The organism is Nocardia sp. FDAARGOS_372 (assembly GCF_002554515.1).
Lineage (GTDB): Bacteria > Actinomycetota > Actinomycetes > Mycobacteriales > Mycobacteriaceae > Nocardia > Nocardia farcinica.
Genome location: NZ_PDDW01000001.1, coordinates 472,356 through 487,982 on the forward strand (window position 1 = coordinate 472,356; position 15,627 = coordinate 487,982).

Here is a 15,627-nt window from a genome sequence, read left to right on the forward strand (position 1 = left end):
GGGAATCGTCGGCGGGCGGACCGGGTTGTCGGGCAGACGAGCATCGGAATCGCCCTGTCGCCCACACCCCTCGACCACAGCGCCAACGCCGTGGACGCCGCCGTCGAATTCGGTCGCGTCCCGGCCGGATTCGGCCTGCGTTCGCTGTGGTTCGGCCAGACCGTCACCCACGACACCATCACGCCGGCCGCCCTGGTGGGGCGCGCCGTGCCGGAGCTCGAGGTCGGCACCTCGGTGGTGCCGGTGCCGGGCAGACATCCGCTGCTCGTCGCAGGCCAGGCGCAGACCGCCCAGGCGGCCACCGCCGCTGCTATAACTGAGCCATGAGCCTCGATCCCGCCATCGCCGCCCGACTCAAGCGCAACGAGGCCGGTCTGGTCGCCGCCGTCGCGCAGGAACGCGCGACCGGGGACGTGCTGATGATGGCCTGGATGGACGACGAGGCGCTGGCGCGCACGCTGGCCACCAGGAAGGCGACCTACTACTCCCGGTCCCGGCAGCAGTACTGGGTGAAGGGGGAGACCTCCGGGCACACCCAGTACGTGCACGAGGTCCGGCTGGACTGTGACGGGGACACCGTGCTGCTGATCGTCGACCAGGAGGGCGCGGCCTGTCACACCGGCACGCACACCTGCTGGGACGGCGACGTGCTGCTCGCCGAGCCCGCCTGAGCCGCCGCTGATCAGGCGGGATCGCCCGGTGCGTCGAGCCGCCCCGGCTCGCCGTCGGGGCGGCTCAGCTCGGCGCCGAGCCGGTCGGACATGGCCTGGGTGAGGGCGGCGAGTTCGGCCTTCTGCCGCTCGTCGAGGCCGTCGAAGACCAGCCTGCGCACCGCGGTGAGATAGCCCGGCGCGGCTTCCACCACCTTGAGATAGCCACGGTCGGTGAGCACCGCCTGCACGCCCCGCTTGCCCGCGGTCACCGAGCGTTCCGCCCAGCCGAGCCGCTCCAGCTTGGACACCACGTGCGACAGCCGCGATAGCGAGGAGTTTGCCTTGTGCGCGAGCTCACTCATCTGCAGCCGGTGTCCTGGCTCCTCGGACAGCAGCGTCATCACCCAGTACTCGAAATGCGTGATGCCCGACTCGCGCTGCAATCGGGTGTCGAGAGCACTCGGAAGCCGGGTCATCAGTGCGACGATCGCACGCCATGCCTGGTGTTCGACGGGATCCAGCCACTTCGTCATCGGTGCCCCCTTCCGGAGCCGAGTGACGTGTTCGACGGGCTCGGTCACCGGCGACACCGAGTTTGCCACGGCGTCGCTCGCGAGTCACAGCGATCGCAGCAGCGGTGAGTTCATTCACATGTCGCGGCGGGGCGCGGGCTCGCCCGCCTCGGTGGTCTGCGGCGTCACCGGCGGCGGCGTGCCGGGCAGCCGCTGCTGCTTGGCCAGTTGCCTGCGCCGCCACTGCCGCCGCGTGACGAGGAAGAGCAGCCCGCAGAACAGCAGGGCGGCGATGATCGCGCCGACCAGGGTGGCGCCGCGGAACGCGGGCGCCTCCACGTCGAGGATGCGCTCACCGGCGTGTGCGGCGTTGTTGCCGCCCCACACGATCGTCAGCGTCATCAGGTTCGGCACCGCGACCAGCACCGCGAGCACCGCCGCGACACCGGCCAGGAACCGGCCGCCCCGTTTGCGCCAGATCCCGACGGCGAACAGCAGCAGCAACAGCGGCACCAGCGTGCAGACCAGGCCTAATGTCAGACCCCAGCCGATGCCCTTGGCGAAACTGCCGTCCACCATGTGCCCGAGTCGCTGCGCCCACGCCCGTGGCACGTAGGCCGCGAGGATGAAATAGGCGATCACCAGGACCGCGAGCAGGATCAGGCCACCGATGACCCGGACCCGCCAGCGCGAGCCGGGGGCGGTGCGGGCTTCCGGGCGAACTTCGCGCGAAGTCATGGCTCCAGGGTAGGCCGCCGCGCGGATGCCCAAGGGTTGCCGACGCGGCGTTTCGGCTACTTCACCCGGGTGCGCAGGAACGCGAGGGCCTCGTCGGCGTGTGTGTCGGCCTTCAGTTCGCTGCTGATCACCGTGAGCACCGTGCGATCGGTGTCGATGACGAAGGTGCGCCGCTTGACCGGCGCGATCCGGCCGAGCAGCCCGCGCTTGACGCCGAACTGGGCGGCCACGGCGCCGTCGGCGTCCGACAGCAGCGGGTAGTCCAGCCGCCGGCCCGTCGCGAACTCGGCCTGGGTGGCCACCGAGTCGGTGCTGATGCCCGCGCACGAGGCGCCCAGCGCGGCGAACTGGCCGCTGACGTCGCGGAAGTGGCAGGCCTCCGCCGTGCAGATCGGGGTGTTGGCGGCCGGGTAGAAGAACAGCACCAGCGGCCCGGCGCCGAGCAGCTCGTCGAGTGTCCGGGTGGTCCCGGTCTGATCGGGGAGGGCGAAGTTCGGGGCGAGCGAGCCTGTCTGCATGACCCGGACAGTACCGGCGAATCGGACCCCGGGGTACCGGCCGCGTCCGGACCGGACCCGGCCTGGGATGATGGGGCCATGTCAGGCGCGACCGCTCCCACCACCACGACCCGCGAGCAGTTCCGGCAACTGGCCGCGGAACACCGGGTGGTGCCCGTGACCCGAAAGGTGTTGGCGGACTCCGAGACTCCGCTCTCGGCCTATCGCAAGCTGGCCGCCGACCGGGCGGGCACCTTCCTGTTCGAGTCCGCGGAGAACGGGCGGTCCTGGTCGCGCTGGTCGTTCATCGGGGCGGGCGCGCCCTCGGCGCTCACGGTCGTCGACGGCGCCGCCGCCTGGCTCGGCAACATCCCCGCCGACGCCCCCTCCGGCGGTGACCCGCTCGACGCGCTGCACGCCACCCTGGAACTGCTGCGCACCGAACGGTTGCCCGGCCTGCCGCCGCTCACCGGCGGCATGGTCGGCTATCTCGGCTACGACGCGGTGCGCCGGATGGAACGGCTGCCCAGCCTCGCCACCGACGACCTGCAGCTGCCGGAGATGGTGTTGTTGCTGGCGACCGACCTGGCCGCCTTCGATCACCACGAGGGCGCGATCACGCTGATCGCCAACGCCGTCAACTGGAACGGCACCGCCGAGCACGTCGACGAGGCCTACGACGACGCCGTCGCCCGGCTGGACCGGATGACCGAGGCGTTGGCCGCGCCTGCGCCCTCCACCGTCTCGGTGTTCGACCGGCCCGACCCCGAGTTCCGCCGGTCGCTGACCTCCGACGAGTTCGGCGCGGGGGTGCGGCGGCTGGTCAAGGAGATCGAGGCGGGCGAGGCGTTCCAGGTGGTGCTCTCGCAGCGGTTCGAGATGGATTACCACGGCGCGCCGATCGATCTGTACCGGATGCTGCGCGCCTCGAATCCGAGCCCGTACATGTACCTGATGCACATCCCGGACGGCTCGGGCGGCACCGCGTTCTCCATCGTCGGGTCCAGCCCGGAATCCCTGGTGACCGTGGTCGACGGGGTGGCCACCACGCACCCGATCGCGGGCACCCGCTGGCGCGGCGCCACCGAGGAGGACGACCTGCTGCTGGAGAAGGGGCTGCTGGCCGACGAGAAGGAGAACGCCGAGCACCTGATGCTCGTCGACCTCGGCCGCAACGATCTGGGACGGGTGTGCCAGCCGGGCACGGTGCGCGTCACCGAGTACCGGCACATCGAGCGCTACAGCCACGTCATGCACCTGGTCTCCACGGTCTCGGGACGTCTGGCGCCGGGCCGGATCGCCCTGGACGCGGTGCGGGCCTGCTTCCCGGCGGGCACGCTCTCCGGTGCGCCGAAGGTGCGGGCGATGGAACTGATCGAGGAGATCGAACCCACCCGGCGCGGCGTCTACGGCGGCGTGGTGGGCTACCTCGACTTCGCGGGCGACGCCGACACCGCCATCGCCATCCGCACCGCCCTGCTCAAGGACGGCGTGGCCTACGTGCAGGCGGGTGCGGGCGTGGTCGCCGACTCCGACCCCGACTACGAGGACGTGGAGTCGCGCAACAAGGCGATGGCGGTGCTCAAGGCGATCGCGGCCGCCGAGACCGTCCGCCCCTGTCCCACGGGTGCCGACGGCGGTTCCCGGTGACCGCGCCGGACCCGGACCGCGCGCCCGCCGAGGGCGGGTCGCGCGCGCTCCGGGCACGGCGGGGCGGCCGCCCGATCGCACCGGTGGTGCTGTTGGCCGTGGCGGCCGCGCTGATGTGGGGCGCCTCGCGGTTGACCTGGGTGCGGGTCACCTCCGCCGACGGGCTCACCGAACCGCGCACCGACGACCTGGTCGGCGCCACCTGGTTCGGTGCGCTCACCCCGCTGGCGCTGGTGCTGCTGGCGGCCGTCGCGGCGGTGCTGGCGACCCGGGGCTGGCTGCGCCGGGTGGTGGGCGTACTGGTCGCGTTGGTCGCCGCGGTCACCGCCGTGCCGGCCTTCGCGCTGCTCACCGGCTCCGGTGCGACCGCGGAGCGGGCGGGCGCGCTGGCCGAGCTGCCCGGCCGGGCCACCGTGACCGAGGTGCAGACCTCGATCTTCCCGGCGGTGGTGACGATGACCGCCGCGCTGTGCGCGTTCGCGGCGGGCCTGCTGCTGGCGCGGATGCCGCGCGAGTCGGCGGGCCTGTCCGGCCGCTACGACAACCCCGGCGCCCGCCGCGCCGCCGCGGCCGAGGAGGTCGCCAAGCAGCGGAACCAGGAGGGTGGCGCGCTCTCCGAACGGGTGCTGTGGGACGCGCTGGACGCGGGGGAGGACCCCACCGAGGACGACCACCGCGCCGACGACGACCGACCCGACACCGACCGTAAGGCCCCCTGACGTGAGAGTGCCCATACCACCCTCCCGACGGCATGGCGCACCCGACCTGCCCCCGGCGACCGAGGACAACCCCGCCGCCGCGGCGCAAGGTACGCCCATTTATTCTTTGTCGACATCGGTGAGACAGCGCCTAAGGGGATTCCTGGGCAGCAAGAGGCGTCTCCCCAGAAAGGATTCGAGCCAGATGACGGTACTCGACTCGATTCTCGACGGGGTCCGCGCGGACGTGGCCGCTCGTGAAGCCCTCCTGGACTTCCAGTCCATCAAGGCCGCCGCGGCGAAAGCGCCCGCCCCCCTCGACGCTCGGGCCGCTCTTCTGGAAGACGGCATCGGCGTGATCGCCGAGGTCAAACGTGCGAGCCCGTCCAAGGGCGCGCTGGCCGACATCCCGGACCCGGCGAGCCTGGCCAAGGCCTACGAGGACGGCGGCGCCCGCGTCATCAGCGTGCTCACCGAGGGCCGCCGCTTCGGCGGTTCGCTCGACGACCTCGACGCCGTGCGGGCCACGGTGAACATCCCGATCCTGCGCAAGGACTTCGTCGTCGGGCCCTACCAGATCCACGAGGCACGCGCGCACGGCGCCGACGTCATCCTGCTGATCGTCGCCGCGCTGGAACAGGACGTGCTGGCCTCGCTGATCGACCGCACCGAATCGCTCGGCATGACCGCGTTGGTGGAGGTGCACACCGAGGAGGAGGCCGACCGCGCGCTGGAGGCGGGCGCCTCCGTCATCGGCGTCAACGCCCGCAACCTGAAGACCCTGGAGGTGGATCGCGACGTGTTCGCCCGCATCGCCCCCGGCCTGCCCACCGAGGTGATCCGGGTGGCCGAGTCCGGTATCCGCGGCACCGCCGACCTGCTCGCCTACGCGGGCGCGGGCGCGGACGCCGTGCTCGTCGGCGAGGGCCTGGTGACCAGCGGTGACCCGCGTGCGGCGGTCTCGGAACTGGTGACCGCGGGCACCCACCCGTCCTGCCCGAAGCCGGCGCGGCGGGGGCGGTGATGCGGGTGAGCGAGCTGCCCAAGGCCAGCGCAGGCGTCGCCCAGCCGAGCCCGCACGAGCCGGACCTCGGCGGCCACTTCGGCGTCTATGGCGGCAGGCACGTGCCCGAGGCGCTGATGGCCGTGATCGAGGAGGTCACCGCCGAGTACGAGAAGTGCCGCGCCGACCACACCTTCCTCGACGAGCTCGACCGGCTGCAGCGGGACTACACCGGGCGCCCCTCGCCGGTGTTCGAGTGCACCCGGCTGGCCGAGCACGCGGGCGGTGCGCGCATCCTGCTCAAGCGCGAGGACCTCAACCACACCGGCTCGCACAAGATCAACAACGTGCTCGGGCAGGCGCTGTTGGCCAAGCGGATGGGCAAGACCCGGGTCATCGCCGAGACCGGCGCGGGCCAGCACGGCGTCGCCACCGCCACCGCGTGCGCGCTGCTCGGCCTGGAGTGCGTGATCTACATGGGCGCGGTCGACACCGCCCGCCAGGCGCTCAACGTGGCGCGGATGCGGCTGCTCGGTGCGGAGGTGGTCTCGGTGACCACCGGCTCGCAGACGCTCAAGGACGCCATCAACGAGGCGCTGCGCGACTGGGTCACCAACGCCGACCGCACCTACTACTGCTTCGGCACCGCCGCGGGGCCGCACCCGTTCCCGCTGATGGTGCGCGACTTCCAGCGCATCGTCGGGCTCGAGGCGCGTGCCCAGGTGCGCGACCTGACCGGGCGGCTGCCCGACGCGGTGGTCGCCTGCGTGGGCGGCGGATCCAACGCGATCGGCATCTTCCACCCCTTCATCGACGACGCGGGCGTGCGGCTGATCGGCTACGAGGCCGCGGGCGACGGCGTCGACACCGGCCGGCACGCCGCCACCTTCGCCGGTGGCTCGCCCGGCGCGTTCCAGGGCGCCTACTCCTACCTGCTGCAGGACGAGGACGGGCAGACCATCGAATCCCATTCCATCTCCGCGGGATTGGACTACCCGGGCGTCGGTCCCGAGCACGCCTTTCTCAAGGACATCGGGCGCGCCGAATACCAGCCGATCACCGACACCGAGGCGATGGACGCGCTGCTGCTGCTCAGCCGCAGCGAGGGCATCATCCCGGCCATCGAGTCCGCGCACGCCGTCGCGGGCGCGCTGAAGCTCGGCAAGGAACTCGGCGAGGGCGCGATCATCCTGGTCAACCTGTCCGGCCGCGGCGACAAGGACATGGACACCGCGGCGCGCTGGTTCGGGCTGTTCGACGAACCCGCCGCCGACAAGGAGAACCAGCAGTGAGCCAGCAGTCCCGCCTCGCCAACACCTTCGCCACCGCGCGCGCCGAGCACCGGGCCGCGCTGATCGGCTACCTGCCCGCGGGCTACCCCGACCTGGCCGGCTCCATCGCGACCTGCCGGGCGATGGTCGAATCCGGTTGCGACATCGTGGAAGTCGGCGTCGCCTACTCCGATCCGGTGATGGACGGCCCGACCATCCAGGCCGCGGCCGAGCAGGCGCTGCGCGGCGGCGTGCGGGTGTGCGACGTGTTCTCCGTCGTCGAGGCGATCACCGCCGCGGGCGGCCAAGCCGTGGTGATGAGCTACTGGAATCCGGTGTTGCGCTACGGCGTGGAGCGGTTCGCCCGCGATCTGGCCGCGGCGGGCGGGGCGGGCATCATCACGCCCAACCTGATCCCCGAGGAGGCCGACGACTGGTTCATCGCCTCGGCCACCCACAATCTCGATCGCATCTTCCTGGTCGCGCCGTCGTCCACCGAGGAACGGCTGGTCAAGACGCTCGAAGCCAGCCGCGGCTTCATCTACGCGGCCTCGACGATGGGTGTCACCGGCGCGCGCGACGCGGTCTCCTCGGCCGCGCCCGCGCTGTGCGCGCGCATCCGGGCGCATTCCGACATCCCGATCGGCGTCGGCCTCGGCGTGCGCAACGGTGCGCAGGCAGCCGAGATCGCCTCCTACGCCGACGGCGTGATCGTCGGTTCCGCGCTGGTCAGCGCCGCGGGCGAGGGGCTGGACGCGGTGCGCGCGCTCACCTCGGAGCTCGCCGAGGGCGTGCGTTCGGCGACCGTCGCCTCCTGAGCCGGGCGGCGCACGCGCGATGACCCGGCCGGTCGCGTACCGGCCGGATCGCTGGCCGTGCCCCGGCTCGACTACGGTGGCCCCGTGACCTTACGAAGCGATGTGCTGGCCTACATTCCCAGCCCCCCGCAGGGCGTGTGGCATATCGGGCCGATCCCGTTGCGGGCCTACGCCCTGTGCATCATCCTCGGCATCGTCGTCGCCATCTGGTGGGGTGAGCGGCGCTGGCAGCAGCGCGGCGGCCGCGAGGGCACGGTGCTCGACGTCGCGATGTTCGCCGTGCCGTTCGGCCTGATCGGCGGCCGCGCCTACCACGTGGCCACGGACTGGCGAAAGTACTTCGGGGAGGGCGGCAATCCGGTCGAGGCGCTCTACATCTGGCAGGGCGGACTCGGCATCTGGGGCGCGGTGTTCCTCGGCGGTATCGGCGCCTGGATCGCCTGCCGGATCTACCGGATCCCGTTGCCCGCCTTCGGCGATGCCATCGCCCCGCCGATCCTGCTCGCGCAGGCCATCGGACGGCTGGGCAACTGGTTCAACCAGGAACTCTACGGCCGCGAGACCACCCTGCCGTGGGGCCTGGAGATCTACCCGCGCTTCGACGCCGCGGGCGACCCCGACCCGATGAACGGCATCTCCAACGGCGTCGTGGAGAAGATCGTGCACCCCACGTTCCTCTACGAACTGCTGTGGAACGTGCTCGTGGTGATCGCGCTCGTGCAGCTGGACAAGCGCTTCCGTATCGGCCACGGCAGGCTGTTCGCGCTCTACGTCGCCGGGTACAGCTTCGGCCGCTTCTTCGTCGAGCTGATGCGCGACGACGAGGCGACCCTCGTCGCGGGCATCCGGATCAACAACTTCACCTCCGCCCTGGTGTTCCTGGCCGCGATCGCCTACTTCGTCTTCGCCACCAAGGGCCGGGAGGCGCCGGAACGGCTGCAACCCGGCGGCACGACGCGCCCGTGGCCCTGGCAGCTCGCGGCGCTGCGCGCGGCCGGGGTCGCGGCGAACGGACCGGCCCAACCGGGCGCGACGGCATCGACCGCGACGGACACCGACGGCGATGCGAAGGACACGCCGCCCAGCGACGCCGCCGCGACGGGTGGACCGGGCAGCGCCGCGAAGGGGGACCGGGGTACGGCCGATGCCGCCGACACCGCGAAGGATGCTTCCGCCACCGACTCCGCCTCCGCCACCGACTCCGCCGCCACCGACTCCGACTCCGACTCCGACTCCGGCGAGGCGGCGGGTTCGTCGGACGACGCGGACCGGGCCGCCGCCGTGAAGGCCGCGTCGGGCGCGACCGCCGCGGAGAAGTCCGCCGCGGACAAGGAGTCGGCCGCAGGCGAGTCCGCGGCAGACACCTCCGCCGCCGACCAGCCCGCTGCCGACAAGTCCGGCTCCGCGAAGTCCGCTGCCGACAAGTCCGCCGGGAAGTCCGGTGCGGGGCGTGGCAACGAATCCGAATCCACCCGCGATAACGAGTCGACGTCCGCGGGCACCGCGGCGTCGGCCACCGGATCGGCGGGTGCCGGGGCGACAGATCGGGTCGACTCCGGCGAGAATGACGCGTGATCGTCGCGGGCGTGCCCGTCAGCTGATCGCGATTCCGGGGGCCAGCAGGAGGTGCCCGCACGAATGAGGAGGACATGAGTGACCGACCCCTACCAGCAGAATCCGGGCTACGGCGGCCCGCAGTACGGCCCGCCCGGCACCGGCCCGGATCTGAGCAAGGGCGCGGGCCAGCAGCAGCCGTACGGCCAGCAGAGTGACCCGTACGCGCAGCAGCCGCAGCAGCCCTACGGGCAGCAGAGCGATCCGTACGCGCAGCAGGCGGCCTACGGCCAGCAGCCCTACGGCCAGCAGCCGTACGGGCAGCCCGGCTACGGTCAGCCCGGCGGCTACCCGCCCGCGCCGTACCCGCAGGGGTACAACCCGAACGATCCCGAGGCGCCCTACGGCCGCGACCCGTTCGGTGTCCCGTTCTCCGACAAGCAGAAGCTGACCGCCGGTCTGTTGCAGATCTTCCTCGGCGGCTTCGGCGTCGGCCGCTTCTACACCGGTTACACCGGCATCGCCATCGCGCAGATCGCCGTCACCTGGCTGACCTGCGGTATCGGCGCCATCTGGCCGCTGGTCGACGGCATCATGATGCTCACCGGCAAGGTGCCCGACGCGCAGGGACGTCCGCTGCGCGACTGATCGCGACCGGTCGGCAGGCATCCGGGCACCCTCCCCCTCCGGGGCGGGTGCCCGTCGCGTTCCGGGCCCGGCCCAGTTCACCAATTCTTCATCGAGGCCGGGACGGGCCCCACGCCGGTGACAGGACTACGCTCTACCCGTGATGCGACGGACGAAGATTGTGTGCACGCTCGGACCGGCCACTGCCACCGAGGACCGTATCCGCGAACTCGTCGAGAGCGGCATGGACGTCGCGCGGCTGAATTTCAGCCACGGCGAGCACAGCGACCATGCCGAGAACTACAAGAAGGTCCGCCAGGCCTCCGACCATCTCGGCCGTGCGGTCGGCATTCTCGCCGACCTACAGGGCCCCAAGATCCGCCTCGGCCGCTTCGCCGAGGGCCGCACGGTGTGGGCGACCGGGGAGGAGGTCCGCATCACGGTCGACGACATCGACGGCTCCCACGATCGGGTCTCCACCACCTACAAGCAGCTGGCCCAGGACGCCAAGCCCGGCGACCGGCTGCTCGTCGACGACGGCAAGGTCGGACTCACCGTCACCCGCGTCGAGGGCAATGACGTGGTGTGCCGGGTGACCGAGGGCGGCCCGGTGTCCAACAACAAGGGCGTGTCGCTGCCCGGCATGGACGTCTCGGTGCCCGCGCTGTCGGACAAGGACATCGAGGATCTGGAATTCGCGCTCGACCTGGGCGTCGACTTCATCGCGCTGTCGTTCGTGCGCTCGCCCGCCGACGTCGAGCTGGTGCACGACGTGATGGACAAGGTCGGCCGGCGGGTGCCGGTGATCGGCAAGCTGGAGAAGCCCGAGGCCATCGACAACCTGGAGGCCATCGTGCTGGCCTTCGACGCCATCATGGTCGCCCGCGGCGATCTGGGCGTGGAGCTGCCGCTCGAGCAGGTGCCGCTGGTGCAGAAGCGCGCGATCCAGATGGCGCGCGAGAACGCCAAGCCGGTCATCGTCGCCACCCAGATGCTGGAATCGATGATCGAGAACAGCCGCCCGACCCGCGCCGAGGCCTCCGACGTGGCCAACGCGGTGCTCGACGGCGCCGACGCGGTGATGCTGTCCGGTGAGACCTCGGTGGGCGCGTTCCCGATCGAGACCGTCCGCACCATGGCCCGCATCGTGCACGCGGTGGAGGCCGAATCCTCGACCCGGGTGCCGCCGCTGACCCACGTGCCGCGCACCAAGCGCGGCGTCATCTCCTACGCCGCCCGTGACATCGGCGAACGGCTCAACGCCAAGGCGCTGGTGGCGTTCACGCAATCCGGTGACACGGTGCGCCGGCTGGCCCGGCTGCACACGCCGCTGCCGCTGCTGGCGTTCACCCCGCTGCCCGAGGTGCGCAGCCAGCTGGCGCTGACCTGGGGTACCGAGACCTTCATCGTGCCGACCGTGGACAGCACCGACGCGATGATCCACCAGGTCGACCAGGCGCTGCTGTCGATGGGGCGCTACAGCAAGGGTGATCTCGTGGTGATCGTGGCGGGCTCCCCGCCCGGTACTGTCGGTTCCACCAACCTGATCCACGTGCACCGCATCGGTGAGGAGGACCATTAGTGAGCATATCGCTGAGCGATTCCGTCGGCGCCGAGCAGGCGCCGGCGGAGCGCTCCGACCTGGATGTGCTGCTCGGGCTGCTCGAACTCGACGAGGTGGAGCCCGACGTCTTCATCGGCCACCACCCGGAGAAGGTGTGGAGCCGGACCTTCGGCGGCCAGCTCGTCGCGCAGGCGATCATGGCCGCGGGCCGCACCGTCGGCGACCGGCCGGTGCACGCGGTGAACGCGCATTTCGTGCGCGGCGGTGACCCGAAGAAGCCGATCGAGTACCGGGTGGTGCGCCACCGCGACGGGCGCGCCTTCGCCAACCGCACCGTCACCGCCGTGCAGGACGACCAGGAGCTGTTCGTCATGCTGGCCGCCTTCCAGGACTGGGGCAAGGGCCTCGAGCACGCGCACGCCTTGCCCGAGGTGCCCGACCCGGAGACGCTGCCCCGGGTGGAGGAGAGCTTCCAGGGCCTCGAGGACAAGCTCGAGATGTTCGTCAAGGCGCCGCGGCCGATCGACATGCGCTATACGAACGATCCGGCCTGGATTCTCAAGGGCACCGGCGAGCGGCTCAATCACAACCGGGTGTGGATGCGCGCCGACGGCGCGCTGCCCGACGATCCGCTGGTGCACGTGGCCACGCTCGGCTACTCCTCCGACACCACCGTGCTCGACTCGATCCTCACCACGCACGGTCTGTCGTGGGGGCTGGACCGGATCGTGGCGGCGACGGTGAACCACTCGATCTGGTTCCACCGCCCGTTCCGCTTCGACGACTGGGCACTGTACGCCACCGAATCGCCGGTGGCGGCGGGCTCGCGGGGCCTGGCGACCGGCCGGTTCTACTCCCGCACGGGTGACCTGCTGGCCACCACCGTGCAGGAGGGACTGATCCGGCATTTCCCGTCGCGCCGGTGAACGCGGCGGCGGTGCCCGCCGGTCAGAGGATCTCGCGCTCGAATTCGTAGTCGTAGCTGTCCCGCCGCTGCGTGGTGATGGTGCGCGGCACGTCGAGATCGAAACAGCCGCAGGAGGTTTCGAGCATCAGCCGGTCCTCCAGCGCCGCCAGCCCCGCCGCCGTGAGGTCGGTGGGCGCGCCGACCAGGCTCAGCGCGATCTCGTAGGTGCCGCGCCCGTCGGGCTGCTCACCGGGATGGTCGAGCAGCCACTGGGTCTCCAGCAGCCGGTGGGCCGGGTCGTCGGTGTCGACCGGCAGGGTGAAGCGCCAGGCGAAGACATCGCGCTCCTGGAGGTGGTCGTCCACCACCGCCCGGACGGTGTCGACGACCTGATCGAGGATTTCGGGAGTCGCATACACATGGAGCGAAACATCCGAAATGCGTTTCGGCATGTCTGATTCCTGTCCCGTGTCGAACCGTCAACGGCGGAAGGTGTTCGCGGGCAGTGTAATCCCTGGGTGCGCGACAGCGACATAGGCCGGGGGTGAGATTTTCGGTCCCGCTCAGCGGGTCCGCTGGGCGGCGAGGAAGGTGGACGGGGGTGCGGCGGGGATCCGCGGGGCGAGAACCAGCCCGGGACGCCGGTGCTCCGCGGCGCGCAGGCGGTGTTCGTGCGGCGCCAGGGCCAGCAGCAGCGGCACCAGCGCCTCGGCGATCCGGTCGCCGACCTCGCAGAAGGCGGCCTCGGACAGGCCGACCGGGTCGGCGATGTTCTCCCGTCCCACCAGCGACAGATCGTTGCGGGCGGCGTGCAGATCGGCGATCGAGCGCGCGCCGGTGACCTTGGCGATGCGGTGCGCCTCGAGCAGGGTGAAGGTGCGGGAACCGGCGCCGAAGGCCATCTCGGCCACCTGGTCGCGGATCTGCTCGGTCATGGTCAGCACCAGATCGGCGCGGTCGATGTACTCCGGCTTCAGCTTGCGGGCGCGGAATCCCTCGGGGTCGCCGCCCAGGCCGAGCAGGGTCTGCGCGGCCAGCGGTTCGATGGGGAAGCCGACCAGCGCGCGGGTGCCTGCGCTCTCGGCGGTCAGGCCGGGCAGCCGGTGTTCGACCGCGATGGCTCGGGTGAGCCGTTCGGCGATCGCCGACCGGCAGACATTGCCGTTGCAGACGAACAGGACGTGCATGAGCATACGGTAAAGCCGACTTCGGACCCGTAGAAGGCAAGAAAGTCCTTATCACAGGTCCGCATCGACATATTCATCTGGACTTTGCGTGCCGTACACACTGCGCGCCCGGATATTCGACCGGAGAATGCGCGACGGTCATGATTCCGCGCTCGTTCCACCGGCAACTTACCCCGTGCGTATCGGGTTCGATCCCCCGAGGTCCTCGTCGATGATTGTGGCGTCGCTCACTCGGATTCGCCCGGGTAATAGCGGGATTCGGGGACGACGGGCGGCGGCGCGACCTCCCCGAGGACCCGCCCGCGGGTGGAGAACATCGGCCCGCGCGCCGGAATCACCGGGGCGAATCGGGCCAGCCCCGCAGCCGGATGCATGTCGTCGTACATCGCGTCGATACCGCCGCGCCGGAAATACGCCTCGTGCCAGAATCCGGTGCCGCCGGAATCGCGCAGGAATTCCTGCCACCACTGCCGGTGCGGCGCGCTCCTGGTCCACCGCTCCAGGCTCTCCAGATCGCGCCAGTACTGCCGCGCGCCCCAGTGCGGCGGGACGAGGCCCCAGACGACGTCCTCGTGCAGCAGCAGCCCGTCGGGCCGGTCCCGGTGCGAGCGGTACAGCTTCGGCCCCACCCCGAGCAACCGCAGCAGCCCCCGCGGGCGGCGCACCCGCATGCCGAGCAGGATCACCACCAGGTCCGGATACGCGGCCAGATCCACCGTGGTGCGGTCCACGCGCATGGGGAGCCTCCCGAGCTCGACGTCTCGGAGGTGACACGGTGGAGGCGGTGGAATGGTTCGACCCGAACGGGAGAGATGGTGCCGAGTGTGGGACTCGAACCCACACGTCCTTTCGGACAACGGTTTTTGAGACCGTCGCGTCTGCCAGTTCCGCCAACTCGGCGCACCGGGTGTGAACTATAGCCGGTGCACGGGCCGATCACCGAAACGGGCGGGCGACGCCGCGGGGCGACCGGCCTTTGCCCAGGGTATATGCGTTGTTCGGGTGGCCGAACGGTACTCTTTACATCACTCGGCGGCCGTGTCGGGCAGGCGAGACCGGTTCGTCGGTGTCGCGTCGCCGCGCGGTGCGCCGGGGACAGGGCATCGGAACCAGAGGGGTCTACCTATGAGCACTACAGCTGGGGGCGCCGGCACGACGAATGCCGGGGCGAAGCGGGTCGTCGTCGCCGAAGACGAGGCGCTCATCCGGATGGATCTGGTGGAGATGCTGACCGAGGAGGGGTATCAGGTCGTCGGTGAGGCGGGCGACGGCCAGCAGGCGGTGGATCTGGCGGTCGAGCACCGGCCCGATCTGGTGATCATGGACGTGAAGATGCCGCGCCGCGACGGTATCGACGCCGCTGCCGAGATCGCCTCGAAACGTGTTGCGCCCGTGGTGATCCTGACCGCGTTCAGCCAGCGCGACCTGGTCGAGCGAGCCAGGGACGCGGGTGCGATGGCGTATCTGGTCAAGCCCTTCACGAAATCCGATCTGGTGCCCGCGATCGAATTGGCGGCCAGCCGCTTCCACGAGATCACCGCGCTGGAGAGCGAGGTCGCGAACCTGGCCGATCGGCTGGAGACCCGCAAGCTGGTCGAGCGCGCCAAGGGCGTGCTGATGCAGACCCAGGGGCTGTCCGAGCCGCAGGCGTTCAAGTGGATCCAGCGCACCGCGATGGATCGCCGTACCACCATGAAGGCCGTCGCCGAGGTCGTGCTGGAGAACCTCGCGCCCAAGTGAGGGCGCGCGTGCGCGCCGGGGCGAGAATTTACTCGCTCGAAACATGATGGCCGTAAACAATTCGACACGGCGTCATTTCGGTGCTCCCAATGTCATGCGGATCGAACGTCGCGACGCTATGTTTCTGACCGGGCTGACGTGGTCGGCCCCCTCGGGCAGCCGGGGGAGCACAGGACGTAGAGGTGAGACGTGCTTAGTTCGACTTGGC

Annotated in this window: 18 protein-coding genes and 1 tRNA gene; 12 read left to right on the forward strand and 7 right to left on the reverse strand. The window is 70.8% G+C overall.

What is annotated here, in order from left to right; genetic code table 11:
- Positions 1-54: 54 nt before the first annotated feature.
- The gene (locus CRM89_RS02420; RefSeq protein ID WP_228822076.1) at positions 55-327 is read left to right on the forward strand and encodes an LLM class flavin-dependent oxidoreductase; all 273 of its coding nucleotides are present in this window, start codon (positions 55-57) and stop codon (positions 325-327) included.
- The gene (gene hisI, locus CRM89_RS02425) at positions 324-671 is read left to right on the forward strand and encodes a phosphoribosyl-AMP cyclohydrolase (protein ID WP_011208385.1); all 348 of its coding nucleotides are present in this window, start codon (positions 324-326) and stop codon (positions 669-671) included. The genes CRM89_RS02420 and hisI overlap by 4 nt, the downstream gene beginning before the upstream one ends.
- 11 nt (positions 672-682) lie before the next feature.
- Here hisI and CRM89_RS02430 read toward each other — a convergent pair whose 3' ends face one another.
- The 3 genes from CRM89_RS02430 to CRM89_RS02440 all read right to left on the reverse strand — a co-directional run bounded on the left by CRM89_RS02430 (position 683) and on the right by CRM89_RS02440 (position 2,421).
- Complete coding sequence (locus CRM89_RS02430) at positions 683-1,186, reverse strand: MarR family winged helix-turn-helix transcriptional regulator (protein ID WP_011208386.1); 504 nt, start codon at positions 1,184-1,186, stop codon at positions 683-685.
- A gap of 114 nt (positions 1,187-1,300) precedes the next feature.
- Positions 1,301-1,903, reverse strand: a complete 603-nt coding sequence (locus CRM89_RS02435) for a permease (protein ID WP_098086859.1) — start codon at positions 1,901-1,903, stop codon at positions 1,301-1,303.
- A gap of 56 nt (positions 1,904-1,959) precedes the next feature.
- Positions 1,960-2,421: a peroxiredoxin gene (locus tag CRM89_RS02440; protein ID WP_098083123.1), complete on the reverse strand. Its 462-nt coding sequence runs from the start codon at positions 2,419-2,421 to the stop codon at positions 1,960-1,962.
- Positions 2,422-2,499: 78 nt separating this feature from the next.
- Here CRM89_RS02440 and CRM89_RS02445 point away from each other — a divergent pair, with 78 nt between their 5' ends.
- The 9 genes from CRM89_RS02445 to CRM89_RS02485 all read left to right on the forward strand — a co-directional run bounded on the left by CRM89_RS02445 (position 2,500) and on the right by CRM89_RS02485 (position 12,511).
- Positions 2,500-4,050: an anthranilate synthase component I gene (locus CRM89_RS02445; RefSeq protein ID WP_011208389.1), complete on the forward strand. Its 1,551-nt coding sequence runs from the start codon at positions 2,500-2,502 to the stop codon at positions 4,048-4,050.
- Positions 4,047-4,769, forward strand: coding sequence for a TIGR02234 family membrane protein (locus CRM89_RS02450; protein ID WP_098083124.1), 723 nt, complete (start codon positions 4,047-4,049; stop codon positions 4,767-4,769). The genes CRM89_RS02445 and CRM89_RS02450 overlap by 4 nt, the downstream gene beginning before the upstream one ends.
- Positions 4,770-4,953: 184 nt before the next feature.
- The gene (gene trpC, locus CRM89_RS02455) at positions 4,954-5,772 is read left to right on the forward strand and encodes an indole-3-glycerol phosphate synthase TrpC (RefSeq protein ID WP_011208391.1); all 819 of its coding nucleotides are present in this window, start codon (positions 4,954-4,956) and stop codon (positions 5,770-5,772) included.
- On the forward strand, positions 5,772-7,043 hold the full coding sequence (gene trpB / locus CRM89_RS02460; protein WP_098083125.1) for a tryptophan synthase subunit beta: 1,272 nt from the start codon (positions 5,772-5,774) through the stop codon (positions 7,041-7,043). Before trpC ends, trpB begins: the two co-directional genes overlap by 1 nt.
- Positions 7,040-7,840 carry a tryptophan synthase subunit alpha gene (gene trpA / locus CRM89_RS02465; RefSeq protein ID WP_098083126.1) on the forward strand — a complete coding sequence of 267 codons (801 nt, stop codon included), beginning with the start codon at positions 7,040-7,042 and terminating at the stop codon, positions 7,838-7,840. The genes trpB and trpA overlap by 4 nt, the downstream gene beginning before the upstream one ends.
- Before the next feature lie 84 nt (positions 7,841-7,924).
- The gene (locus CRM89_RS02470; protein ID WP_098086860.1) at positions 7,925-9,415 is read left to right on the forward strand and encodes a prolipoprotein diacylglyceryl transferase; all 1,491 of its coding nucleotides are present in this window, start codon (positions 7,925-7,927) and stop codon (positions 9,413-9,415) included.
- 78 nt (positions 9,416-9,493) lie between these two features.
- Entirely contained in the window at positions 9,494-10,042 is a 549-nt protein-coding gene (locus tag CRM89_RS02475; protein ID WP_060592425.1) for a TM2 domain-containing protein, read from the forward strand.
- Between the two features lie 139 nt (positions 10,043-10,181).
- Entirely contained in the window at positions 10,182-11,603 is a 1,422-nt protein-coding gene (gene pyk, locus CRM89_RS02480; protein WP_011208396.1) for a pyruvate kinase, read from the forward strand.
- Positions 11,603-12,511, forward strand: a complete 909-nt coding sequence (locus CRM89_RS02485) for an acyl-CoA thioesterase II (RefSeq protein ID WP_011208397.1) — start codon at positions 11,603-11,605, stop codon at positions 12,509-12,511. The genes pyk and CRM89_RS02485 overlap by 1 nt, the downstream gene beginning before the upstream one ends.
- A 22-nt stretch (positions 12,512-12,533) precedes the next feature.
- On the opposite strand, the gene CRM89_RS02490 is transcribed toward CRM89_RS02485, so the two are convergent.
- From CRM89_RS02490 to CRM89_RS02505, 4 genes are all read right to left on the reverse strand, one after another.
- Positions 12,534-12,944 (reverse strand): hypothetical protein, encoded by a 411-nt coding sequence (locus CRM89_RS02490; protein WP_011208398.1) that lies wholly within the window; start codon positions 12,942-12,944, stop codon positions 12,534-12,536.
- A 111-nt stretch (positions 12,945-13,055) separates the two neighbouring features.
- On the reverse strand, positions 13,056-13,679 hold the full coding sequence (locus CRM89_RS02495; protein WP_041560837.1) for a protein-tyrosine-phosphatase: 624 nt from the start codon (positions 13,677-13,679) through the stop codon (positions 13,056-13,058).
- Positions 13,680-13,906: 227 nt separating this feature from the next.
- Positions 13,907-14,416: a monooxygenase family protein gene (locus tag CRM89_RS02500; protein ID WP_098083127.1), complete on the reverse strand. Its 510-nt coding sequence runs from the start codon at positions 14,414-14,416 to the stop codon at positions 13,907-13,909.
- A 76-nt stretch (positions 14,417-14,492) separates the two neighbouring features.
- Positions 14,493-14,579, reverse strand: a tRNA-Leu gene (locus tag CRM89_RS02505).
- 225 nt (positions 14,580-14,804) lie between these two features.
- Here CRM89_RS02505 and CRM89_RS02510 point away from each other — a divergent pair.
- Entirely contained in the window at positions 14,805-15,419 is a 615-nt protein-coding gene (locus tag CRM89_RS02510; protein WP_011208401.1) for an ANTAR domain-containing response regulator, read from the forward strand.
- Positions 15,420-15,627 lie beyond the last annotated feature (208 nt).